General features: G+C 70.6%; 19 protein-coding genes. 4 read left to right on the top strand and 15 right to left on the bottom strand.

Annotation, left to right across the window (positions count from 1 at the left end):
* Positions 1–424: 424 nt before the first annotated feature.
* The 13 genes from D8M35_RS09870 to otsA all read right to left on the bottom strand — a co-directional run bounded on the left by D8M35_RS09870 (position 425) and on the right by otsA (position 15,166).
* A complete protein-coding gene (locus tag D8M35_RS09870; RefSeq protein ID WP_126891707.1) occupies positions 425–1,195 on the bottom strand; it encodes a fumarylacetoacetate hydrolase family protein in 771 nt (256 codons plus the stop codon).
* A gap of 24 nt (positions 1,196–1,219) precedes the next feature.
* The gene (locus D8M35_RS09865; RefSeq protein WP_126891706.1) at positions 1,220–2,350 is read right to left on the bottom strand and encodes a branched-chain amino acid aminotransferase; all 1,131 of its coding nucleotides are present in this window, start codon (positions 2,348–2,350) and stop codon (positions 1,220–1,222) included.
* A 14-nt stretch (positions 2,351–2,364) separates the two neighbouring features.
* Positions 2,365–3,432, bottom strand: coding sequence for a 3-isopropylmalate dehydrogenase (locus D8M35_RS09860; RefSeq protein WP_126891705.1), 1,068 nt, complete (start codon positions 3,430–3,432; stop codon positions 2,365–2,367).
* An 8-nt stretch (positions 3,433–3,440) separates the two neighbouring features.
* Complete coding sequence (serA, locus tag D8M35_RS09855) at positions 3,441–5,030, bottom strand: phosphoglycerate dehydrogenase (RefSeq protein WP_126891704.1); 1,590 nt, start codon at positions 5,028–5,030, stop codon at positions 3,441–3,443.
* A 163-nt stretch (positions 5,031–5,193) separates the two neighbouring features.
* A complete protein-coding gene (locus tag D8M35_RS09850) occupies positions 5,194–5,574 on the bottom strand; it encodes a hypothetical protein (RefSeq protein WP_126891703.1) in 381 nt (126 codons plus the stop codon).
* Positions 5,571–6,011 (bottom strand): hypothetical protein, encoded by a 441-nt coding sequence (locus D8M35_RS09845; protein WP_126891702.1) that lies wholly within the window; start codon positions 6,009–6,011, stop codon positions 5,571–5,573. The genes D8M35_RS09850 and D8M35_RS09845 overlap by 4 nt, the downstream gene beginning before the upstream one ends.
* Before the next feature lie 50 nt (positions 6,012–6,061).
* Positions 6,062–7,252 carry a mannitol-1-phosphate 5-dehydrogenase gene (locus D8M35_RS09840; RefSeq protein WP_126891701.1) on the bottom strand — a complete coding sequence of 397 codons (1,191 nt, stop codon included), beginning with the start codon at positions 7,250–7,252 and terminating at the stop codon, positions 6,062–6,064.
* A gap of 231 nt (positions 7,253–7,483) precedes the next feature.
* Entirely contained in the window at positions 7,484–8,509 is a 1,026-nt protein-coding gene (ilvC, locus tag D8M35_RS09835) for a ketol-acid reductoisomerase (protein WP_126891700.1), read from the bottom strand.
* 96 nt (positions 8,510–8,605) lie between these two features.
* Positions 8,606–9,106, bottom strand: a complete 501-nt coding sequence (gene ilvN, locus D8M35_RS09830; protein ID WP_126891699.1) for an acetolactate synthase small subunit — start codon at positions 9,104–9,106, stop codon at positions 8,606–8,608.
* Complete coding sequence (locus D8M35_RS09825; RefSeq protein ID WP_126891698.1) at positions 9,103–10,923, bottom strand: acetolactate synthase large subunit; 1,821 nt, start codon at positions 10,921–10,923, stop codon at positions 9,103–9,105. Before D8M35_RS09825 ends, ilvN begins: the two co-directional genes overlap by 4 nt.
* 45 nt (positions 10,924–10,968) lie before the next feature.
* Complete coding sequence (gene ilvD, locus D8M35_RS09820; RefSeq protein ID WP_126891697.1) at positions 10,969–12,663, bottom strand: dihydroxy-acid dehydratase; 1,695 nt, start codon at positions 12,661–12,663, stop codon at positions 10,969–10,971.
* A gap of 141 nt (positions 12,664–12,804) precedes the next feature.
* Positions 12,805–13,587 (bottom strand): trehalose-phosphatase, encoded by a 783-nt coding sequence (otsB, locus tag D8M35_RS09815; RefSeq protein ID WP_126891696.1) that lies wholly within the window; start codon positions 13,585–13,587, stop codon positions 12,805–12,807.
* The gene (gene otsA, locus D8M35_RS09810; protein WP_126891695.1) at positions 13,580–15,166 is read right to left on the bottom strand and encodes an alpha,alpha-trehalose-phosphate synthase (UDP-forming); all 1,587 of its coding nucleotides are present in this window, start codon (positions 15,164–15,166) and stop codon (positions 13,580–13,582) included. Before otsA ends, otsB begins: the two co-directional genes overlap by 8 nt.
* A gap of 107 nt (positions 15,167–15,273) precedes the next feature.
* On the opposite strand from otsA, the gene D8M35_RS09805 reads away from it, so the two are divergent.
* Positions 15,274–16,248, top strand: coding sequence for a magnesium transporter CorA family protein (locus D8M35_RS09805; RefSeq protein WP_126891694.1), 975 nt, complete (start codon positions 15,274–15,276; stop codon positions 16,246–16,248).
* Between the two features lie 21 nt (positions 16,249–16,269).
* Here the strand turns inward: D8M35_RS09805 and D8M35_RS09800 are convergent, their stop codons facing one another.
* Positions 16,270–17,421: an SLC13 family permease gene (locus tag D8M35_RS09800; RefSeq protein WP_126891693.1), complete on the bottom strand. Its 1,152-nt coding sequence runs from the start codon at positions 17,419–17,421 to the stop codon at positions 16,270–16,272.
* 93 nt (positions 17,422–17,514) lie between these two features.
* On the opposite strand from D8M35_RS09800, the gene D8M35_RS09795 reads away from it, so the two are divergent.
* Positions 17,515–17,706 (top strand): hypothetical protein, encoded by a 192-nt coding sequence (locus tag D8M35_RS09795; protein ID WP_058728987.1) that lies wholly within the window; start codon positions 17,515–17,517, stop codon positions 17,704–17,706.
* A 106-nt stretch (positions 17,707–17,812) separates the two neighbouring features.
* Here D8M35_RS09795 and D8M35_RS09790 read toward each other — a convergent pair whose 3' ends face one another.
* Entirely contained in the window at positions 17,813–18,991 is a 1,179-nt protein-coding gene (locus tag D8M35_RS09790; protein ID WP_126891692.1) for a mechanosensitive ion channel family protein, read from the bottom strand.
* A gap of 115 nt (positions 18,992–19,106) precedes the next feature.
* On the opposite strand from D8M35_RS09790, the gene D8M35_RS09785 reads away from it, so the two are divergent.
* Together D8M35_RS09785 and D8M35_RS09780 are read left to right on the top strand one after the other, a co-directional pair.
* Positions 19,107–20,660 carry an amino acid permease gene (locus tag D8M35_RS09785; protein ID WP_126891691.1) on the top strand — a complete coding sequence of 518 codons (1,554 nt, stop codon included), beginning with the start codon at positions 19,107–19,109 and terminating at the stop codon, positions 20,658–20,660.
* Positions 20,661–20,706: 46 nt separating this feature from the next.
* Entirely contained in the window at positions 20,707–21,012 is a 306-nt protein-coding gene (locus tag D8M35_RS09780; RefSeq protein WP_126891690.1) for a hypothetical protein, read from the top strand.
* The last annotated feature ends 73 nt before the right edge of the window (positions 21,013–21,085 follow it).

Genomic DNA, 21,085 nt, shown 5'->3' with positions numbered 1-21,085 from the left:
AATCTTCAATCCAAAAGGAATTGTCTCCGACGACCACAACCAAAGCTGCAATCGCACGGGGTCAATAAATTGGCATTGACAATGTGCACGCTGTTGAGTTCTCAAGGACCAGACGCACCCCCCACTCAGCACCACCCACGTGGTACCTCATCAGAGGGGCTGGAAGTTCGTTGCCGGGGAAGAACCGTGGCGGACAAGATCCCCAGGTGAACCCGGTGACCGTCTCGGCCGTTCCGTTCTCCGCCTCAGCGGCAACGAGTGATTACTCTACGTTCGCCCGAGCCACACCGCCAACACCACCCACATCCCGGGCGTGTCGTCCCCCGACCTCCCCGAGAACTCGCGGAACGACGAACGGCCCGCTCCCCTGGGGGAACGGGCCGTTCGGCCGTCGCGTGCGCTCAGTGGCGAGCGTCGCGTGCGCTCAGTGGCGAGCGATGACCGGGTTCTTGAGCGACCCGATCCCCTCGATGAGGACCTCGACGACCTCGCCGTCGCGGATCGCGCCGACGCCGGCCGGGGTCCCGGTGAGGATGACGTCTCCGGGCAGGAGGGTCCAGATGGACGAGACGAACTCGACCAGGGACGGGATGTCGTGCACCATCTCGCTGGTCGACGCCGCCTGGCGCAGCTCGCCGTCCACACGGGTCTCGAGCCGGATGTCCGACGGGTCGATCTCGGTCTCGATGACCGGGCCGAGCGGGCAGAACGTGTCAAAGCCCTTCGCCCGCGCCCACTGACCGTCGCGGGCCTGCAGGTCGCGCGCGGTCACGTCGTTCGCGATCGTGTAGCCGAGCACCACGCTGGCGAAGTCCTCACGACGGACGTTCTTCGCGAGCGACCCGATCACGATGGCGAGTTCGCCCTCGTGGTCGACCCGACCGACCTCGGCCGGCAGTCGGATCGGGTCGTCCGGGCCGATCACCGCGGTGTTCGGCTTGAGGAACACCACGGGGTCGTCGCCCGACCGCTCGTCCATCTCCGACGCGTGCTCGGCGTAGTTCAGCCCGACGCCGATCACCTTCGACCGCGGGATCACCGGCGCGAGGAGCTTGGCGTCGGCGAGCGGCACCCGCTCCCCCGTCGTCTCGAACCCCTGGTACATCGGGTCCCCCGCGAGGACGACCAGGTGGCGCTCGTCGAGGATGCCGTACCGCGGGTCTTCACCCGTGCTGCTGAACCGTGCGATCTTCACCGTTCGACCCTACCGATCCGCGGCTCAGGCCGGGTCCGTCAGGCGCGTCATCCACCCGTGCGGGTCGGGAAGACGGCCGTACTGGATGTCGGTCAGCTCCTGGCGGAGCGACATCGTCAGCTCGCCGGCACCGACGGTCGGCGAGCCGATCGTGAAGCCCTCGCCGCGGAGCTCCGCGATCGGCGTCACGACGGCGGCGGTCCCACAGGCGAACGCCTCGGTGATCGAACCGTCGGCGACACCGTCGCGCCACTCGTCGAGCGTGACCCGGCGTCGCTCCACCCGGAGCCCGCGGTCCTCGGCGAGCTGCAGGATCGAGTCGCGCGTGATGCCCTCGAGGATCGACTCCGAGTCCGGCGTGACGAGGGTGCCGTCCGCCTTGACGAGCACGACGTTCATGCCGCCGAGCTCCTCGAGGTACTTGCCTTCCTCGGAGTCGAGGAACATCACCTGCTGGCAGCCCTGCTCGTAGGCCTCCTGCTGCGGGAGCAGGGACGCCGCGTAGTTGCCACCGGTCTTCGCGGCACCGGTGCCACCCCTGGCGGCACGTGCGTACTTCGTCGACAGCCAGATGCTCACCGGCTTCGGTCCGGACGTGAAGTACGCGCCGGCCGGGCTCGCGATGCAGTGGTACGCGACCTCCTGTGCGGCCCGGACCCCGAGGAACGACTCGGTCGCGATCATGAACGGACGCAGGTAAAGGCTGGTCTCCGGCGCCGAGGGGACCCAGTCGACATCGGCGCGGACGAGCTGCCGGACCGACTCGACGAAGACCTCGACCGGCAGCTCCGGGAGCGCGAGTCGACGGGCCGAGCGCTGGAAGCGGCGCGCGTTCGCGTCCGGGCGGAAGGACCACACCGAGCCGTCCGCGTGGCGGTAGGCCTTCATGCCCTCGAAGATCTCCTGCGCGTAGTGGAACACGCTGGCGCTGGGGTCGAGGGTGAGCGGCCCGTACGGGTGGATCGAGGCGCTGTGCCATCCACCGTCGAGCGACCACTCGACGGTGGCCATGTGGTCGGTGAAGTGCTTGCCGAAGCCCGGGTCGGCGAGGATCTCCTCGCGCTCGGCCGCGGCCCGGCGCTCGGGCGACGGCGTGCTCGCGAACTCGAGGGCGAAGTCGGTGTCGGTGTCGGTGCTCGCGCTGTCGTTGTGCATCGGGGTGACTCCTGTCAGGCGGTGGTGGTGCGTGCTGCGACCGCGGCGGCGATGGCGTCGCCGACCTCGGCCGTGCTGCGCGGCGTGGTGCCCCGGCTCGCGAGGTCGGCCTCGACCGCCTGCGTGACGGCCGCTGCCAGGTCCGCCCGACCGAGGTGGTCGAGCAGCAGGGCGACGGACAGGACGGCGGCGGTCGGGTCGGCGACCTGCTGGCCTGCGATGTCGGGCGCGGAACCGTGGACCGGCTCGAACATGCTGGGGAAGGTGCCGTCCGGGTTGATGTTCCCCGAGGCCGCCAGACCGATGCCGCCGCTGATGGCGCCGGCCAGGTCGGTGATGATGTCCCCGAACAGGTTGTCGGTGACGATGACGTCGAACCGACCGGGCTCGCGGACCATGTGGATCGTCACCGCGTCGACGTGCTGGTAGTCGACCGTCACGTCCGGGTGCTCCTCGGCGACCGCCGCGACCGTCCGCTGCCACAGCGACCCCGCGTGCACGAGCACGTTGCTCTTGTGCACGAGCGTCAGGTGCTTCCGCGGGCGGCGGGAGGCGAGGTCGAACGCGTACCGGACGACCCGCTCGACGCCGTGCGCGGTGTTGAGGGACACCTCGGTGGCGATCTCGTGCGGCGTGCCGACGCGGATCGCGCCGCCGTTGCCGACGTACGGGCCCTCGGTGCCCTCGCGCACGACCACGAAGTCGACCTCGCCCGGGTCGGCGAGCGGGCTCGCGACCGAGGAGTGCACGGTCGTGGGCCGGAGGTTGACGTAGTGGTCGAACGCGAAGCGCAGCTTCAGCAGGAGACCGCGCTCGATGATCCCGCCGGCGAGACGCGGGTCGCGCGGGTCGCCACCGACGGCGCCGAGCAGGATCGCGTCGTGCTCGGTCAGGGCGGACATGTCGGCGTCGCTCAGGACGTCGCCCGTCTCGAGGTACCGCGCGGCACCGAGCGAGAAGGCGGTCTCCTGCACGACGAGGTCGTCCGGCAGCACGGCGTGCAGGACCTTCAGCGCCTCGTCGACCACCTCGGGCCCGATGCCGTCACCGCGGACGACCGCGAGCTTGACCGTCTGTGCCATGTCGTTCCCTACAGCGTGATGTCGATCTCGCGGAGCGAGGTCGCGTCGATGGTGGAGCGCACGTGCTCGAGGATCTCCGCGGGCACCGGCGAGTCCACCGTCAGGACGCTGAGCGCCTGGCCACCGGCCTCCTGTCGGGAGATCTGCATCGCCGCGATGTTGATGCCGGCGTCGCCGAACTCCTTGCCGTAGACCGCCACGATGCCGGGGCGGTCGGTGTAGACCATCACGACGTGGTGCGCGTCGAGGGCGACCTCGACGTCGTGGCCGTTGATCTCGACGAGCTTCTCGACCTGCTTCGCACCGGTGAGCGTTCCCGAGACGCTGATCGCGGGGCCGTCGGACTGGGCGCCACGGATCGTGAGCACGTTGCGGTACTCGGGGCTGTCGGCGTCCGTGATGAGCCGGACGCTCACCCCGCGCTGCTCCGCGATGAGCGGGGCGTTGACGTACGAGACCTGGTCGCTGACGACGTCGGTGAAGACACCCTTGAGCGCCGCGAGCTTCAGCACGCTGACGTCGTACTGCGCGAGCTCGCCGTGCACCTCGACGTCGATGCTCGTCACCGGCGAGGTCGCCAGGCCGGTGAAGACCTGGCCGAGCTTCTCCACGAGCGGGATCCCCGGGCGGACGTAGGGGTCGATGACACCGCCGGCGACGTTCACCGCGTCCGGCACGAGTTCACCGCCGAGGGCGAGTCGCACGGACTTGGCGACGGAGACGCCCGCCTTCTCCTGGGCCTCGTCCGTCGACGCCCCGAGGTGCGGTGTGACGACGACGTTCGGCAGCGCGAGGAGCGGCGAGTCCTTCGGCGGCTCGGAGACGAAGACGTCGAGGCCGGCACCGGCGATCGCGCCGGACGTGAGGGCGCGGTGCAGGGCGTCCTCGTCGATCAGGCCGCCGCGGGCCACGTTCACGACGAACGCGGTCGGCTTCATGAGCGCGAACTGCTCGTCGGAGATCATGCCCACCGTCTCCGGGGTCTTCGGCATGTGGATCGTCGTGAAGTCCGCGCGCCGGAGGAGGTCGTCGAGCGAGACCAGCTCGACGCCGAGCTGCTGCGCCCTGGCCGTCGTGACGTACGGGTCGTACGCGATGACCGAGACGCCGAAGGCCTGCAGGCGCTGCGTGATGAGCGCGCCGATGCGGCCGAGGCCGATGATGCCCACGGTCTTCTCGTAGAGCTCCACGCCGGTGTACGACGAGCGCTTCCAGGCGCCGGCCGCCAGGGACGCGTGCGCCGCGGGGATGTGCCGCGCGAGCGACAGGATGTGGCCGACCGTGAGCTCGGCGGCCGAGATGATGTTCGACGTCGGCGCGTTGACGACCATCACGCCGGCGGTGGTCGCCGCCTTGATGTCGACGTTGTCGAGGCCGACGCCCGCGCGGGCGACGACCTTCAGCTGCGGCGCCGCCGCGATGGCCTCGGCGTCGATCTTCGTGGCGGACCGCACCAGCACGGCGTGCGCGTCGGCGAGGGAGGACAGGAGCGCGGCGCGGTCGGTACCGTCCACGTTCCGGATCTCGAAGTCGGGCCCGAGGGCGTCGACGGTGGCGGGCGAGAGTTCTTCGGCGATCAGGACGACCGGCTTCGGCACAGCTGCAGTTCCTCACACGAGACGGGCGGTATCCCACCATCGTATCGACGCCGCGACCCGGTTACGACCGCACCATCGGTCCCCGACGGAACCACACACTGGTCTGGAGGCGCGGAACCGGCGGGCACCGCGCCTCCCGTCCGAGGGACGGTCGCGACGAACGTCAGAAGTCGAGCAGGCGCGGCACGAACAGTTGCAGGTCGAGCCAGAGCGCGCCCGCCGCGGCGAACGCGACGAGGAAGACGCCGATCGTCACCGACAGCCGCGAGCGGCGCGTCGCCCAGAGGGCGACCGCGAACGCGACGGGGGCGATCGCGATGTCGAGCACGAGCCAGCCCCACGGCGTGCTGCGCTGCAGCGACGAGCCGCCCGAGGTCGTCTCGAGGAACGTGTTGAAGGCGCGCACCGACTGCGAGACGGTCACCAGGTTCCCGACGCTCTGCACGGTCATGTACGCGAACAGCGCGCCGAAGACCACCCAGACGACGACACGGCCGACGAGCGGGGACGGAGTCCGGCGGGCCGCCGGTGTCGTGGCGGTCACCCGAAGCTCCTGGTCATGAGGAACGGCCAGGGGAAGAGCACGGCGGCGCCGAGCAGCATCCACAGCAGGCGCGTGCGGGTGCGGCGACCGCGGCCCGCCCAGAGCACCACGGTGAACCAGAGGGCCGGCGCGACGATCGACAGGAAGCGCAGCACCTCGACGAAGACGGTGAGCACGGTGTCGACGTTCGCGACGTACGAGGTCGACGCGGTGAGCAGCCACGCCACCGTGTACAGCAGGTAGAGCCCACCGAAGACACCGAACCCGACCAGGGCGCCGGAGGTCTCCGGGCGCTCCGGGTCGCGGCGCCCACGGCTCGTCACGGTGACCGGGTTGTGGGCCGCGTCGACGTGGGTCGCGTCGTCGGCGTCGCCCCAGCTGAGGGCGTCGTCGTCGTGGTCGACCGAGCCGTCGGGCGGGGATGCTGCCGTGGTCATGGGGACGATTCTACGAGGGACCCGCGACCGCCGACACCAGGCGGCGTCGCTCAGACGTCCGCCGGCTGGGTCTCGAGCACCTCGGCGACGACCCCGCGTACCGCCGGGAACAGCGGGTGGCTCTCGACGAGCCCGGTCAGGATCTCGGTCAGGGCGTGCGCCGTCGCACCGGAACGGAGCAGCGCGTGCAGCTCGATCGACTCCGGGTCGTTCTCGTCGTCGAACGCCAGGGCGACGCGGACGGCGCCGAGCAGGTGCTCGACGGGCATCCCGCGCTCGGCGAGCTGCGATGCCGGACCGATGAAGCGCTCGCGCCGCCCGAGCTTCCGCAGCGGGTTGCGCCCGACACGGGCCGTGGTGTCGGGCAGCAGCGGGTTCGCGATGCGCGTGAGGTTCGCTGCGACGTAGCGGGCGTGGTCGGCCGGGTCGAAGCCGTGCTTGGCGACGAGCAGTGCGGTCGTCTCGGCGAGGACCCCGTCGACCTCGGCGCGGACCTCGCGGTCCTCGAGGGCCTCGCGGATGAGCCGGATCCCGCGGACGAAGCCGTGGTACGCCGCGGTCGCGTGGGCGGTGTTCACCGTGTAGAGCTTCCGCTCGACGAACGGCTGCAGGTCGTCGACCCAGGTCACGCCGTCGATCTGCGGCGGTTCGGCCTGCGAGTCGGCGAAGGGGGTGCGCTCGATGACCCACTCGTAGAAGGGCTCGAGCACGACGTCGAGTCCACCGGACTGGCCGAGCACCCCGGACTGGTCCGGCACGATGCGGTCGATCGCGCAGTTCGCGAAGACGGCCGCGACGTGGCGGTCCTCGAGGATCGGGGCGCGTCGGATGCTGGCGTGCAGCGAGTCCGTCGCGTTGAAGGCGTTCTCGCACGCCACCACGGTGACGTCGCCGCGTTCGGGTGCGCGTGCCGCGAGTCCCTCGGCGATCACCGGGGCGACGAGCGGCAGGGTGCGTGCTCCGACCGCGGTCGTGACGACGTCGGCCTCGGCGATCGCCCGGACGACGCGCTCGCGGTCGGTCTTGCTGCTGAGGGCGCGGAACCCGTACACGAGGTGCTCGACGGGCTGCTCGCCGACCTCGTGCACCACGAAGCGGCCGGCGTCGTTGAGTGCCGAGACCACACGGTCGTCGACGTCGACGAAGGTGAGCTCGTACCCGCTCGCGACCAGGAACTGACCCACGAACCCGCGCCCGATCTTGCCGGCGCCGATGTGGACCGCTCGCTTCGTCACCGCCATCCGACGATCCTCCCACGTCGGAGGACCCGGTCGTGACCACTCCTCGCGACGCCGCCGAGCAGCGCTGCGGAACGGGTCGCGGGAGTGGAGCGCCCGGGTACGAGGACGCCACGAGGGCGCCGGGTGCTGGCGCTGGAGCTGGAGGAGTACGGGTGCATGTGGTCCGGGTCACGTCGCGAGGCGGCGGTGCGTCCGCACCGCCGCCTCGTCATCGAGTGGTCGCTGCGCAGACTACCGCGCGGCCGAGCCGTCGACGTAGTCGGCGTCGTTCGACTTCCACGCGAACAGCGCGCGGAGCTCGCGACCGGTGGCCTCGATCGGGTGCCCCTCGCCCTTCGCACGGAGCTCCTTGAACTCCGGTGCGCCGGCGTCCTGGTCCTCGATGAAGCGCTTGGCGAAGGTGCCGTCCTGGATGTCGGAGAGCACGGCCTTCATGTTCTCCTTGACCTCGGGCGAGATCACGCGGGGGCCGGAGACGTAGTCACCGAACTCGGCGGTGTCGGAGATCGACCAGCGCTGCTTGGTGAGGCCGCCCTCCCAGATCAGGTCGACGATGAGCTTGAGCTCGTGCAGGACCTCGAAGTAGGCGATCTGGGGCTGGTAGCCCGCCTCGACGAGGGTCTCGAAGCCGTACTGGATGAGCTGCGAGGTACCACCGCACAGGACGGCCTGCTCGCCGAACAGGTCGGTCTCGGTCTCCTCGGTGAACGTGGTCTTGATGCCGCCGGAGCGGAGGCCGCCGATGGCCTTGGCGTACGACCAGGCGAGGTCCCAGGCGCTGCCCGAGGCGTCGACCTCGACGGCGACGATCACGGGGACGCCACGGCCGGCCTCGTACTCGCGGCGGACGGTGTGACCGGGGCCCTTCGGCGCGACGAGCGCCACGTCGACGCCCTCGGGCGCCTGGATGTAGCCGTAGCGGATGTTGAAGCCGTGGCCGAAGACGAGCGTCGCACCCTGCTTGAGGTTCGGCTCGATGTCGTCCTTGTAGACGATGCGCTGCACCTGGTCCGGCGCGAGGATCACGACGACGTCGGCGTTCTTCGTGGCCTCGGCCGGGGTGAGGACCTCGAAGCCCGCCTCGGTCGCCTTCTCGCGGCTCTTCGAGCCCTCCTTGAGGCCGATGACGACCTCGACGCCGGAGTCACGGAGGTTGAGCGCGTGGGCGTGGCCCTGCGAGCCGTAGCCGATCACGGCGACCTTCTTGCCCTGGATGAGCGTCAGGTCGGCGTCGGCGTCGTACACGATGTCAGTCACGAGGGTCTGTCTCCTTGGTTCTGGTGGCTTGTGGTGTGCGGACGGGAGGCGCGTGGCGGGGCCGCCACGAGCCTCCTGTCCGGAAGACGGGTGCGCTCAGCGCACGCGGTCGGTGATGCTCTTCGGCCCGCGGCCCATGCCGAGCAGGCCGGCGCGGGCGAGCTCCTTGACGCCGTAGGGCTCGAGCACCCGCAGGATCGCCTGGATCTTGCCCGGGTCGCCGGTCACCTCGACGATCAGCGAGTCGGTCGCCACGTCGACGACCTGCGCGCGGAAGAGCGTCACGGCCTCGAGCACGGCGGACCGGGTCTGGTTGTCGACGCGGACCTTCACGAGCATGTGCTCGCGCTGCACCGACTGGGAGAAGTCGAGCTCGACGATCTTGATGACGTTGACGAGCTTGTTGAGCTGCTTCGTCACCTGTTCCAGCGGCAGGTCCTCGACGTCGACGACGACCGTGATCCGGGACAGACCCTCGACCTCGGTGCCGCCCACGGCGAGCGACTCGATGTTGAAGCCCCGGCGGGCGAAGAGGCCGGCGACGCGGGTCAGCAGACCCGGCTTGTCCTCGACGAGGAGCGAGAGGACGTGGCTCATGCGGTTTCCCCCGTCATGTCGGCGTCCTCGTCGTCCCACGTCGGGGCGAGGGCCTGGGCGTACTCGATGGACGAGTTGCTGACTCCCTGCGGGACCATCGGCCACACCATCGAGTCGCGGCTGACCACGAAGTCGATGACGACCGGTCGGTCGTTCGTCTCGAGCGCGAGCCTGATGGCGTCGTCCACCTGGTCGGCACGCTCGACACGGATGCCGAGGGCACCGTAGGCGTCGGCGAGCTTCACGAAGTCCGGGACACGGCGCGTCCCGTGCCCCGTCTGCAGGTCGGTGAAGGAGTGTCGCCCGTCGTAGAACAGCGTCTGCCACTGCCGCACCATGCCGAGCGAGGAGTTGTTGATGATCGCGACCTTGATCGGGATGTCGTTGATGACGCAGGTCGCGAGCTCCTGGTTCGTCATCTGGAAGCAGCCGTCGCCGTCGATCGCCCAGACCACGCGGTCCGGCTCGGCGACCTTCGCGCCCATCGCCGCGGGGACCGAGTAGCCCATGGTCCCGGCGCCGCCGGAGTTCAGCCAGGCGTTCGGCCGCTCGTACTGGATGAACTGTGCGGACCACATCTGGTGCTGGCCGACCCCGGACGCGAACACGCCCTCCGGACCGGTGAGCTCGCCGATGCGCTTGATGATCGCCTGCGGTGCGAGCAGCCCGTCGGTCGGCTCCGTGTACCCGAGCGGGAAGTCCCGTCGGAGCTGGTCGAGCTTCGCCCACCATGCGCTGGTGTCGGCGCGGTCGGCGGCCACGTCGCCCCACGCGTCGAGCAGGTCGACGAGGACCTCGCGGGCGTCGCCGACGATCGGCACGTCGGCGTAGCGGATCTTCGAGATCTCGGCGGGGTCGATGTCGACGTGCACGACCTTGGCGAGCGGCGCGAACTCGTCGGCCTTGCCCGTCACGCGGTCGTCGAACCGGGCGCCGAGGGCGACGATGAGGTCGCTCTCCTGCAGGCCGAGCACCGCGGGCACCGTACCGTGCATGCCCGGCATGCCCAGGTGCTGCTGGTGCGAGTCCGGGAAGGCGCCGCGGGCCATGAGGGTCGTGACGACCGGCGCGCCCGTGGCCTCGGCGAAGCGCAGGAGCTCGGCGGACGCACCGGAGCGGACGACACCGCCGCCGACGTACAGCACCGGGCGCTCGGCCTCGGCGAGCAGCTGCGCGGCCGCGGTGATCTGCTTGCCGTGGGCCTTCGTCACCGGGCGGTAGCCGGGCAGGTCGATCTTCGGCGGCCACACGTAGGGCGCCGACTTCTGCTGGGCGTCCTTCGTGATGTCGACGAGCACCGGGCCCGGGCGACCGGTGGTGGCGATCTGGTGCGCCGCCGCCAGGGTCGCGGGGATGTCGGCCGGGTCCGTGACGAGGAACGAGTGCTTCGTGATCGGCATCGTGATGCCGACGATGTCCGCCTCCTGGAAGGCGTCCGTCCCCATCAGCGTCGAGAACACCTGGCCGGTGATCGCGATGAACGGTACCGAGTCCATGTAGGCGTCGGCGATGGCGGTGACGAGGTTCGTCGCGCCGGGGCCGGACGTCGCGATGGCGACACCGACCTTGCCCGACGCCGAGGCGTAGCCCTCGGCGGCGTGGCCGGCGCCCTGCTCGTGCCGGACGAGGATGTGCCGGATCGTCGTCGACGCCATGAGCTCGTCGTAGAAGGGGATGATGGCGCCGCCGGGCAGGCCGAAGACGTCGGTGATCCCGAGGTGCTCGAGCGTCCGGAGGACGGCTCCCGAGCCGGTCAGGATCTCCGGCGACCGGCGTGCACCGGCTGCGGCGGACAGCGGAGTGGCTTCCGTGGGCATGAGGTGGTCCTTGCCTGGAGGGATGGCGGTTCGAACGTGTCGACGCTAGCCCGTGACCGCGCCCTTGGCGGCGGACTGGACGAGCTTCGCGAACTTCGCGAGGACTCCGCGGGTGTAGCGCGGGGGCAGCGGGGCCCAGCCTTCTCGGCGGGCCTCCAGCTCGGCGTCGTCGACCAGTAGGTCGAGCGAGCGAGCCGCGATGTCGACACGGATGCGGTCGCCATCGCGCACGAATGCCACTGGACCTGCGTCCACGGCTTCCGGTGCGATGTGGCCGATGCACAGGCCGGTTGTGCCGCCTGAGAATCGTCCGTCCGTCAACAGTAGTACATCCTTGCCCAGCCCAGCGCCCTTGATGGCCGCGGTGATGGCGAGCATCTCGCGCATGCCGGGGCCGCCCTTGGGACCCTCGTAGCGGATGACCACGACGTCGCCCTTGGCGATCTTGCCCTCGGTCAGGGCGTCCATGGCGGCGCGCTCGCGGTCGAACACCCGCGCGGGGCCCTCGAACACCTCGGCGTCGAAGCCGGCGGTCTTCACGACGGCACCCTCGGGCGCGAACGAGCCCTTGAGGATCGTCAGACCACCGGTCGCGTGGATCGGGTTGTCGAGCTTCCGGAAGACCTCGCCGTCGAGCTCGGGCGGGTCGATCTCGGCGAGGTTCTCGGCGAGGGTCCTGCCCGTGACGGTCATCACGTCGCCGTGCAGCAGACCGGCCTCGAGCAGCGCCTTCATGATCACCGGGATGCCGCCGTTGCGGTCGACGTCGACCATGACGTACTTGCCGAAGGGCTTCATGTCGGCCAGGTGCGGGACCTTCGAGCCGATGCGGTTGAAGTCGTCGAGGCTCAGGTCGACCTCGGCCTCGTGCGCGATGGCGAGCAGGTGCAGGACGACGTTGGTCGAGCCTCCGAGGGCCATGGCGACGGCGATGGCGTTCTCGAACGCCTCCTTCGTCAGGATCTGGCGAGCGGTGAGCCCGAGGCGCAGCATGTTCACCACGGCCTCGCCGGAGCGGCGGGCGTAGTAGTCACGGCGGCGGTCGGCGCTCGGCGGAGCGGCGGACCCCGGCAGCGACATGCCGAGGGCCTCGGCGACGCTCGCCATCGTGTTCGCCGTGTACATCCCGCCGCAGGCGCCCTCGCCCGGGACGATCGCGCACTCGATCTCCTTGAGCTCGGCCTCGCTCATGGTGCCGGCCTTGCACGCACCGACACCCTCGAAGGAGTCGATGATCGTGACCTCCTTGAAGGAGCCGTCGGCCTGCTTCACGTAGCCCGGCATGACCGAGCCCGCGTAGAGGAAGACGCTCGCGAGGTCGAGGCGCGCGGCGGCCATGAGCATGCCGGGGAGCGACTTGTCGCAGCCCGCCAGCAGCACGGTGCCGTCGAGACGCTCGGCGTTCACGACGGTCTCCACGCTGTCGGCGATGACCTCACGCGAGACGAGCGAGAAGTGCATGCCCTCGTGGCCCATCGAGATGCCGTCTGAGACGGAGATGGTGCCGAACTGCAGCGGGTACCCGCCGCCGGAGTGCACGCCCTCCTTCGCGCCCTGCGCGAGGCGGTCGAGCGAGAGGTTGCACGGGGTGATCTCGTTCCAGGACGAGGCGATCCCGATCTGCGGCTTGTCCCAGTCTGCGTCGCCCATCCCGACGGCCCGGAGCATGCCACGCGAGGTGGTCGCTTCGATCCCGTCGGTGACGACCCGGCTGCGCGGCTTCACGTCGATGTCAGGCATGGAGGCAGTCTAGGACCAGTTGGGATACCACCCGTGACACGACCCCCGGACGGGAGGCGCGGGGCCGGGTCGTCAGCGCGTCGCCTCACGCGACCTCAGTCGCAGGCTCCTTCGGGGCGCGTCGCGGATCGCTGGCGCGATTCACCGAGCAAACCGCGCCCGGGCCAGCTGCTTCAGGACGTCGGTGAGCGCCGCCGGGTCCGCCACGCGGTGTCCGGCGAGCGTGTCACCCTCCCCCACCTTCACGCCGACGTCGCCGTCGCGGAGCACCCGGAAGGCGTCCTCGTCGGTCACGTCGTCGCCGGCGAAGAACACCGCGTCCGCGCCCCGGAGCTCGCGCAGCCGGTCGATCGCGTCGCCCTTCGTGACGTGCCGGACGGCGAACTCGACGATGTCCTTGCCGCCGCGTTCGAGCACCTCGGGGTCGGCCTCGTGCGCGGCCTCGCTCGCGGCGGCGTTCGCCTCGGCCGCGACCTCGGCGCCCACCCGACGCGTGTGGATGCCGTGCCCGGCGGGCTTGTGCTCCACCACGACGCCGGGGAAGCGGGCACCGACCTCGTCGAGCGCTGCGCCGACCCGGTCGACCCGGGCGCGTTCGTCGTCGCTCAGCGCGGCCTCGTCGTGGCCGTCGACGCGCCACTCGACACCGTGCGACCCGACGAGCGCCATGCCCTCGGGCGCGTGCGACACCCGGGCGAGCCCGTCGAGCGGACGGCCGGACACGAGGACCACCTCGGTGTCGCGGGCGCGCTGCAGGGTGAGCACCGCAGCCCACGAGCCGGGCAGCGCCCCGACCTGCGCCGGGTCGTCGGCGAAGGGTGCGAGCGTGCCGTCGAAGTCGAGCGCGACGAGCAGTCGCGGCGCAGCCGCGAGCGTCTCGAGGGCCGAGCCCAGGGCGGACCGGTCGGTGGACGTCTCAGGCACCGCGCGCCTCCCGGGTGTCCTCGGCCGCGCGCGCCTTCTGCGCGTCCTGGTCGAAGATCGACATCCCGTCGTCCTCCGCCTCGCGGTGCCGCTCGGCGCCGTCCTCGGACGGGTCGATCCTCGACCCCCGCGGGGCGTGCCGGTCGAGCGCCTCGAGGAACGAGCGCGACCAGCGCGCCACGTCGTTGTCGCGGACCCGCTTCCGGAGCGCACGCATGCGCGTCGAGCGCTCCCGGCGCGGCATCTCGATCGCGCGCTGGATCGAGTCCTTCAGCGCGCCGATGTCGTGCGGGTTGACGATCACCGCCTGCTTCAGCTCGTCCGCGGCTCCGGCGAACTCGGACAGGATCAGCACGCCGTCGTTGTCGAACCGGGCCGCGACGTACTCCTTCGCGACGAGGTTCATGCCGTCGCGCAGGGCCGTGACGAGCATGATGTCGGCGGCGAGGTACAGCGCCACCATCTCCTCGCGCGGGTACCCGTGGTGCAGGTACGCGATCGGCTGGTGTCCGATCACGCCGAGGTCGCCGTTGATCCGGCCGACGGTCAGCTCGATCTCGTCGCGGAGCGCCGCGTAGGTGTCGACCCGTTCGCGGCTCGGGCTCGCGACCTGCACGAGCGTGGCGTCCTCGACCTTCACCCGGCCGTCCTCGACGAGCTCGCCGAACGCCTTGATCCGGTGCCGGATGCCCTTCGTGTAGTCCAGTCGGTCGACGCCGAGCAGCACGGTCGTCGGGTTGCCGAGGCTCTCGCGGATCTCCCGCGCACGTTCCTGCACCTCGGGCCGGTGTGCGATCGCCTCGAAGCTCTCGGCGTCGATGGAGATCGGGAAGTGGCGCGCCTCGACGTGCCGCACGGTGATGCCCTTGCGGCTCCGCGGGGCGGCCGGGTCGTCCACCGGGACGTCGATCGTCGAGCCCTTGGTCGTGTAGCCCTTGATGTGCCGGACGGCCCGGAGGAAGTCGCTCGCGTCGTCCTGCCGCTGGAAGCCGATGACGTCGGCGCCGAGCAGCCCGTCGAGGATCTGCGCGCGCCACGGCAGCTGTGCGTAGATGCCGACGGGCGGGAACGGGATGTGGTTGAAGAACCCGATGGTCAGGTCGGGGCGGCGTTCGCGGAGCATCGCGGGCAGGAGCTGCAGCTGGTAGTCCTGCACCCACACGATGCCGTCCTGCTCGACGATCTCGGCGATCTGGTCGGCGAAGCGGGCGTTGACGCGCTTGTACGCGTTCCACCAGTCGCGGTGGTAGCTCGGGTGCTCGATGACGTCGTGGTACAGCGGCCACAGCGTGTCGTTGCTGAAGCCCTCGTAGTACTCCTCGACGTCCTCGCTGCTGAGCGGCACCGGGACGATGTGGATGCCCTCGTTGTCGAACGGAGCCACCTCGACGTCCGGCTGGCCGACCCAGCCCACCCAGGCGCCGTCGTTGGCGCGCATGACCGGCTCGAGCGCCGTCACCAGCCCGCCGGGCGAGTGCCGCCAGCCCTCGTTGCCGTCCGCGTCGACGACGCGGTCCACGGGGAGGCGGTTCGAGGCGACGACGAAGGCGTAGCGGTCCGGGTCGGTGTCTGCTGCCATGGGGTGGTGGTGTCTCCGTTCCCCCCGGCTGGTGCGCCGGGATCGACGCCGACGGTACCAGCGGAGGGCCACCGGGCTCTCGGTCCGTCGTCACTAGGCTCGTCGGCATGGTCATGACACGGGCGTGGCGGGACGGCACCGCGGTGGAGCGGGACTTCCCCGTCGAACGGGTGTCCGACCTGCTCGACCGCGACGACGGCACCTTCGTGTGGGTCGACCACGTGGACCCGACGCCCGCCGAGCTCGGCCAGGTCGAGGACGAGCTGGGCGTGCACGCGCTCGCGGTCGAGGACGCCCTCGAGCGGAGGCAGCGTCCCAAGCTCGACCGCTACCGCGACAGCCTGTTCCTGGTGGTCTACGACGTCGACGGCCTCGACGCCGAGGGCGACCTCGTGACCCACGAGGTGAAGGCCTTCGTCACGCGGCACGCACTCGTCACCATCCACGGTCCCGACGTCGACCTACGCTCCGTCGAGCGGCGCCTCGACGCGAACACCGACCTGTCCGACCGCGGGGTGCCGTGGCTCGTGTGGGCGCTCCTCGACGCCGTGGTCGACCACGCCACGTCGGCGGTCGAGGACATCGAGGCGCGCATCGACGACCTCGAGGACGACCTCTTCGAGCACGGCAACCCGCGCGAGCAGCAGATCCAGCGCCGGTCCTTCCGGCTCCGGAAGGCCCTCGGGGTGCTGCGTCGTCAGGTCGTGCCGACGCGGGACAGCGTCGGGGCCCTGCTGCACGGTGACGCCGAGACGATCGTCGACGGCATCCGTCCGTACGTCCGGGACGTCGAGGACCACCTGGTGACGATCGCGGACTCGGTCGAGCAGCTCCGCGACTCGGTGTCGAGCGTCCTCGACACGAACCTGAACCTGGCGTCGAACCGGCAGAACACCGTGATGAAGAAGGTGACGAGCTGGGCGGCCATCATCGCGATCCCGACCGCCATCACGGGCTTCTTCGGGCAGAACGTGACGTTCCCGGGCGAGGGGCACTGGAGCGGACTCGCCGCGTCGGTGTCGCTCATCGTCGCGACGTCCCTCGTGCTCTACCGCGTGTTCAAGAGCAAGGACTGGCTGTAGCGGACGGACGCCCGCTCCGCGTCAGAGCTGCAGGGCCAGCACGCCCGCGACGACGGTGAGGGGCGCGACGACGCACCCGAGCGCCATGTAGCGACCCCACGACAGGTGCACGCCCTCGGCCGACAGCCGCGCGTGCCACAGCAGCGTCGCGAGCGACGCCCACGGCGTGATCAGGCAGCCCGCGTTCACGCCGACCAGGAGCGCGGCGTACCGCAGGGCCTCGTGCCCGGCGGCCGGCTCGAGCACCAGGTAGGCGGGCAGGTTGTCGATCGCGTTCGCCGCGACACCGCCGGCGCCGCCGAGCAGCAGGAGCGACCCGGTGTCGGTCCCACCGGAGACCGCCTGCACGATCGGGTCGGTCAGGCCCGTGGCGTGCAGGGTCTCGACGACGACGAACAGCCCGGCCGCGAAGACCAGCGTCGACCAGGGCACGCGGGACGGCCGGAGCTCGGACGGCGCGCGGAAGGCGGCGACCAGGACGAGCAGCGCCGCCGCGACGAGCGCCGCGACCCACACCGTCACGCCGGCGGTCAGCGCGACCACGAGCAGGACGAGCACGACCGACGCCGCCCAGAAGAACAGCGGGTCGCGCGGCCGTCGGACGTCGACCGGCGTGTACCGGCCGAAGAGCTTCCCGCGGAACACCACGAGGAGCACCGCGCACGGCACGACGACCCCGGCGAGCGCCGCCCACACCATGAGGCCCGCGAAGGGGATCGGACCGTCGAGGCCGATCCCGTCGACGGCGAGCAGGTTCGTCAGGTTCGACACCGGCAGCAGGAGCGACGCCGTGTTCGCGAGCCAGACGGTCGTGAGCGCGAAGGGCATCGGCGGGAGCCCGACCCGACGGGCGAGCGTGATGACGATCGGGGTGAGGAGCACCGCCGTCGTGTCGATGCTCAGGAACACCGTGCAGACCACGGCCAGCACCACCACCGCGGCCCAGAGCCCGATCGTGCGCCCGCCGCCGACCCGTGCTGCCAGGTCGGCGAGCCGGTCGAAGACGCCGGCGTCGGCCGCGAGCTCGGACACGATGGTCAGTCCGAGCACGAACGCGAGCACCGGGACGACCCGGTCGGCCAGCACGCCGAGGTCCGACAGGGGCAGCAGGCCGAGCGCGACGCACACGGCGCCGACGACGAGCAGGACTCCCCCGATGACGGCCTGACGCACGGTGACTCCTCGCTCTGCACACCGGCAGGGCGACCGGCGGCGCTCCAATGTAGCGGCCGGTAGCGTGGCGGGGACGACCAGGAGGAGGAACCCGTGCGGAAGTTCATGTTCAGCGGTGCGGTGTGGAGTTCGATCATCAGCGGCTACAGCGTCGTGCAGACCACCAGGCAGGGGCCGCGCGACTGGCGCCTGGCCCTCACGTGGATCGCGTGGCTCGCGACGACGATCGTCGCGCTCGGCACGGTCGTCGAGGACGACCGCGCGGTGAAGGCGCGCCAGCGCTAGGACGCTCGTCTCGGTCTCGGACGCGACCGGGAGACGGACGGGAGGCGCGGTACCGGCTGGTACCGCGCCTCCCGTCCGTCGTGTGGAGGCGTCGCGGACCGCCGTGTCAGCGCTCCGGCGGGACGTCCTCCGGGCGGATGCCGGACGTCTGGATCGGGCCGGTGAAGAGCGCGGTGCGTTCGTCGCCCTCGCGGAAGAGCGCCGCGTCCTGCTCCTCGGTGCGGGGGCGGCGCTCGCCGACCCGCTCGGTGCCCTGCGTGACCTGCACCCGCTGACGGGGCAGCGCGTCCGGGTGCTCGCGCTGCACCCACTCGACCATCTCCTCGCGGACGTAGCAGCGCAGGTCGAACAGGCCACCGGCGTCCGGTGCGGAGACCAGGATGCGGACCCGCACGAGTCCGCTCACCGCGTCGGTGACCTGGAGGACCTTGGTGCGGCCGTCCCAGATCGTCGACGTGGACAGGATGCGGTCGAGCTCCTCGCGCATCTCGGTCGGGCTGATCCGCCAGTCGAGGTCGAACTCGACGGCACCGAGGAGCTCGCTGCCGGTGCGGGTCCAGTTCTCGAACGGCGTGGACGTGAAGTAGGTCGACGGGAGCACGAACCGGCGGTCGTCCCAGAGGTGCACGACGACGTAGGTCAGGGTGATCTCCTCGATGCGCCCCCACTGCTGCTCGACCACGACGACGTCGTCGACGCGGATCGACCCGGAGAACGCGAGCTGCATCCCGGCGAAGACGTTGCCGAGCGTTGACTGCGCGGCGAGGCCGGCGACGACGGAGATGAGCCCGGCAGACGCCAGGACGCTCGCCCCGGCTGCCTCGACCCCGGGGAAGGTGAGCAGGATGGCGCCGACGGCGATGATGACGAGGACGGCGACCGTGAGCCGGCGGATGATCAGGACCTGGGTGCGGATGCGTCGGGCGACCCGGTTGTCCGGGACGTCCACGCGGTAGCGGTGCAGGCCGAGGTCCTCGAGGAAGATCGCGATCTGGCAGGCGAGCCAGCACCCGACCGCGATCGTGACGATGAGGAACGCGTGCGAGACCTCGTCACGCCACGGGTACGCGTCGGGGTCGCGCGGGATGCTCGACGTGAACGCCGTCCAGAGCAGGGCGGTGAGCAGGAGCGAGCGCGCCGGGTGCTTCGTCCGTCGGGACAGCACCGCGGCCCAGCGTTCCCGGCGCGCGATCGTCCGGAGCACCAGGTGCAGGACGAGTGCGGCGGCGGCGGTCACGAGCAGGGCGATCCCGATCGCGACGAGGAGTCGGAGGAGGGTGTCCATCCGTCCATGCTGTCGGACCGGCCCCGCTGCGCGTTCAGCGTCGGCGGACCTGTGGTGTCGTTCAGGGAGCGGTTCCGTTCCACCCCGGGCCGTTCGCGCATGTAGGTTGGCGCGCATGACAGCGCAGAACGACACGGGTGTTGCGAAGCCCGCGAACGACTTCTCGCACGAGCAGGAGGGCTACCAGCACGGTCTGAAGCCCCGGCAACTGCAGATGATCGCGATCGGCGGGGCCATCGGCACCGGGCTCTTCCTCGGCGCGGGTGGACGCCTGAACACCGCGGGTCCGGCGCTCGCGGTCACCTACCTGATCGCCGGCGTCTTCGCGTTCTTCATCCTCCGCGCCCTCGGCGAACTCGTGCTGCACCGCCCGTCCTCCGGGTCGTTCATCTCGTACGCCCGCGAGTTCTACGGTGAGAAGTTCGCCTACGCCGCCGGCTGGATGTACTTCCTGAACTGGGCGATGACCTCGATCGTCGACACGACCGCCGTCGCCCTGTACCTCCACTACTGGAGCGCGTTCACCGCCGCACCGCAGTGGCTCCTCGCGCTCATCGCCCTGGTCGTCGTGCTCGCCGCCAACATGGTGGCCGTCAAGGTGTTCGGCGAGCTCGAGTTCTGGTTCGCGCTCATCAAGGTCGCCGCGCTCGTCGCGTTCCTCGTGATCGCGCTCGTCTGGTTGGTCTTCGCCTTCCCGGTGGAGACCGGTGGCGAGGCGGTCCGCACGGGCTTCTCGATCTGGGCCGACAACGGCGGACTCATCCCGAACGGTGTGCTGCCCGCGGTCCTCGTCGTCCAGGGCGTCGTGTTCGCCTACGCCGCGATCGAGCTGGTCGGCACCGCGTCCGGCGAGACCCAGGACACCGAGAAGGTCATCCCCCGCGCCATCAACTCCGTCGTCTTCCGCATCGCGGTCTTCTACGTCGGGTCGGTCGTCCTGCTCTCCCTGCTCCTGCCGTACACGTCGTATAAGGACGGACAGAGCCCGTTCGTGACCTTCTTCTCGTCGCTCGGCAACCCGCAGGTCGGCGTCGTCGCCGGGTCGATCATGAACTTCGTCGTGCTGACCGCGGCGCTCTCGTCGCTGAACGCGGGCCTGTACTCGACCGGTCGCGCACTGCACTCGATGGGCATGAACGGCTCCGCGCCGAAGTGGACGACGAAGATGTCGAAGGGCGGCGTGCCGTACGCCGGCATCCTGCTCACCGCGGCCTTCACCGTCGCGGGCGTCGCGCTGAACTACTTCGTGCCGGCACAGGCGTTCGAGATCGCGCTGAACGTCGCGAGCCTCGGCATCATCACCGCCTGGGGCACGATCATCCTCTGCCAGATGAAGCTGCGGCAGTGGGCGAAGCAGGGACTCGCGAAGGAGCCGTCGTTCAAGCTCCCGGGCGCCCCGGTGACCTCGTGGCTGACGCTCGCGTTCCTGGCGTCGGTGATCGTGCTCATGGCGATCGACTACCCCGTCGGCACGTACACGATCGCGTCGCTCGTGGTCATCATCCCGCTGCTGGTCGTCGGCTGGTTCCTGCAGCGCGACCGCATCCTCCGCATCGCAGCGCTGCGTGAGGGCGTGACCGGACCGTTCCCGATCGGCGTCCGCGACCCGGCGAACCAGGTCCGCCGCGACGGACACGACGGCACCGGCGAGGGCAGCAACCGCAGCTGATCGCGCCTTCCGGACAGGGTCCGGTGCGCGCCGGTACGATCGGCGCGTGCCGGACCCTTCTGTCTCCCCCACGCTCGACCTCCAGCTGACCTGGCGTGGGACGTTCGGCAGGATCCGTGTCTACGACGACACCGTCCGTGCGGAGACGAGCTTCGAGCGCGACGGGCTGACCCAGGTCCCGACCGAACGGGTCACCGGCTGGCGCATCGAGCCGTGCGACTTCGACGCCGTGTGCGTGGAGTTCGTGTGCGCGGACGAGACCTTCCGCGTGCTGCTCGACACCGGTGACGAGCGGGTGGCCCGGCTCGGGCTCGAGCGGGCGCTCGGGGCGCCGCTGCCGCCGGCCTCCTGAGTCGGGATCGGTGCTCGGCGTCTGCGACGCAAGCGCCGGCATCGGCATCGGCATCGGCATCGGCGCGAGACGA

The organism is Curtobacterium sp. HSID17257 (assembly GCF_003989515.1).
Taxonomy (GTDB): domain Bacteria; phylum Actinomycetota; class Actinomycetes; order Actinomycetales; family Microbacteriaceae; genus Curtobacterium.
This window is presented reverse-complemented; position numbering and strand designations above follow the sequence as displayed.

Bases quoted from the DNA above. Each gene is read 5' to 3' on its own strand.
- D8M35_RS09865 (WP_126891706.1), bottom strand. From the start codon at position 2,350: ATGCACAACGACAGCGCGAGCACCGACACCGACACCGACTTCGCCCTC.
- D8M35_RS09860 (WP_126891705.1), bottom strand. From the start codon at position 3,432: ATGGCACAGACGGTCAAGCTCGCGGTCGTCCGCGGTGACGGCATCGGG.
- D8M35_RS09845 (WP_126891702.1), bottom strand. From the start codon at position 6,011: ATGACCACGGCAGCATCCCCGCCCGACGGCTCGGTCGACCACGACGAC.
- D8M35_RS09840 (WP_126891701.1), bottom strand. From the start codon at position 7,252: ATGGCGGTGACGAAGCGAGCGGTCCACATCGGCGCCGGCAAGATCGGG.
- ilvN (WP_126891699.1), bottom strand. From the start codon at position 9,106: ATGAGCCACGTCCTCTCGCTCCTCGTCGAGGACAAGCCGGGTCTGCTG.
- D8M35_RS09825 (WP_126891698.1), bottom strand. From the start codon at position 10,923: ATGCCCACGGAAGCCACTCCGCTGTCCGCCGCAGCCGGTGCACGCCGG.
- ilvD (WP_126891697.1), bottom strand. From the start codon at position 12,663: ATGCCTGACATCGACGTGAAGCCGCGCAGCCGGGTCGTCACCGACGGG.
- otsA (WP_126891695.1), bottom strand. From the start codon at position 15,166: ATGGCAGCAGACACCGACCCGGACCGCTACGCCTTCGTCGTCGCCTCG.
- D8M35_RS09805 (WP_126891694.1), top strand. From the start codon at position 15,274: ATGGTCATGACACGGGCGTGGCGGGACGGCACCGCGGTGGAGCGGGAC.
- D8M35_RS09790 (WP_126891692.1), bottom strand. From the start codon at position 18,991: ATGGACACCCTCCTCCGACTCCTCGTCGCGATCGGGATCGCCCTGCTC.
- D8M35_RS09785 (WP_126891691.1), top strand. From the start codon at position 19,107: ATGACAGCGCAGAACGACACGGGTGTTGCGAAGCCCGCGAACGACTTC.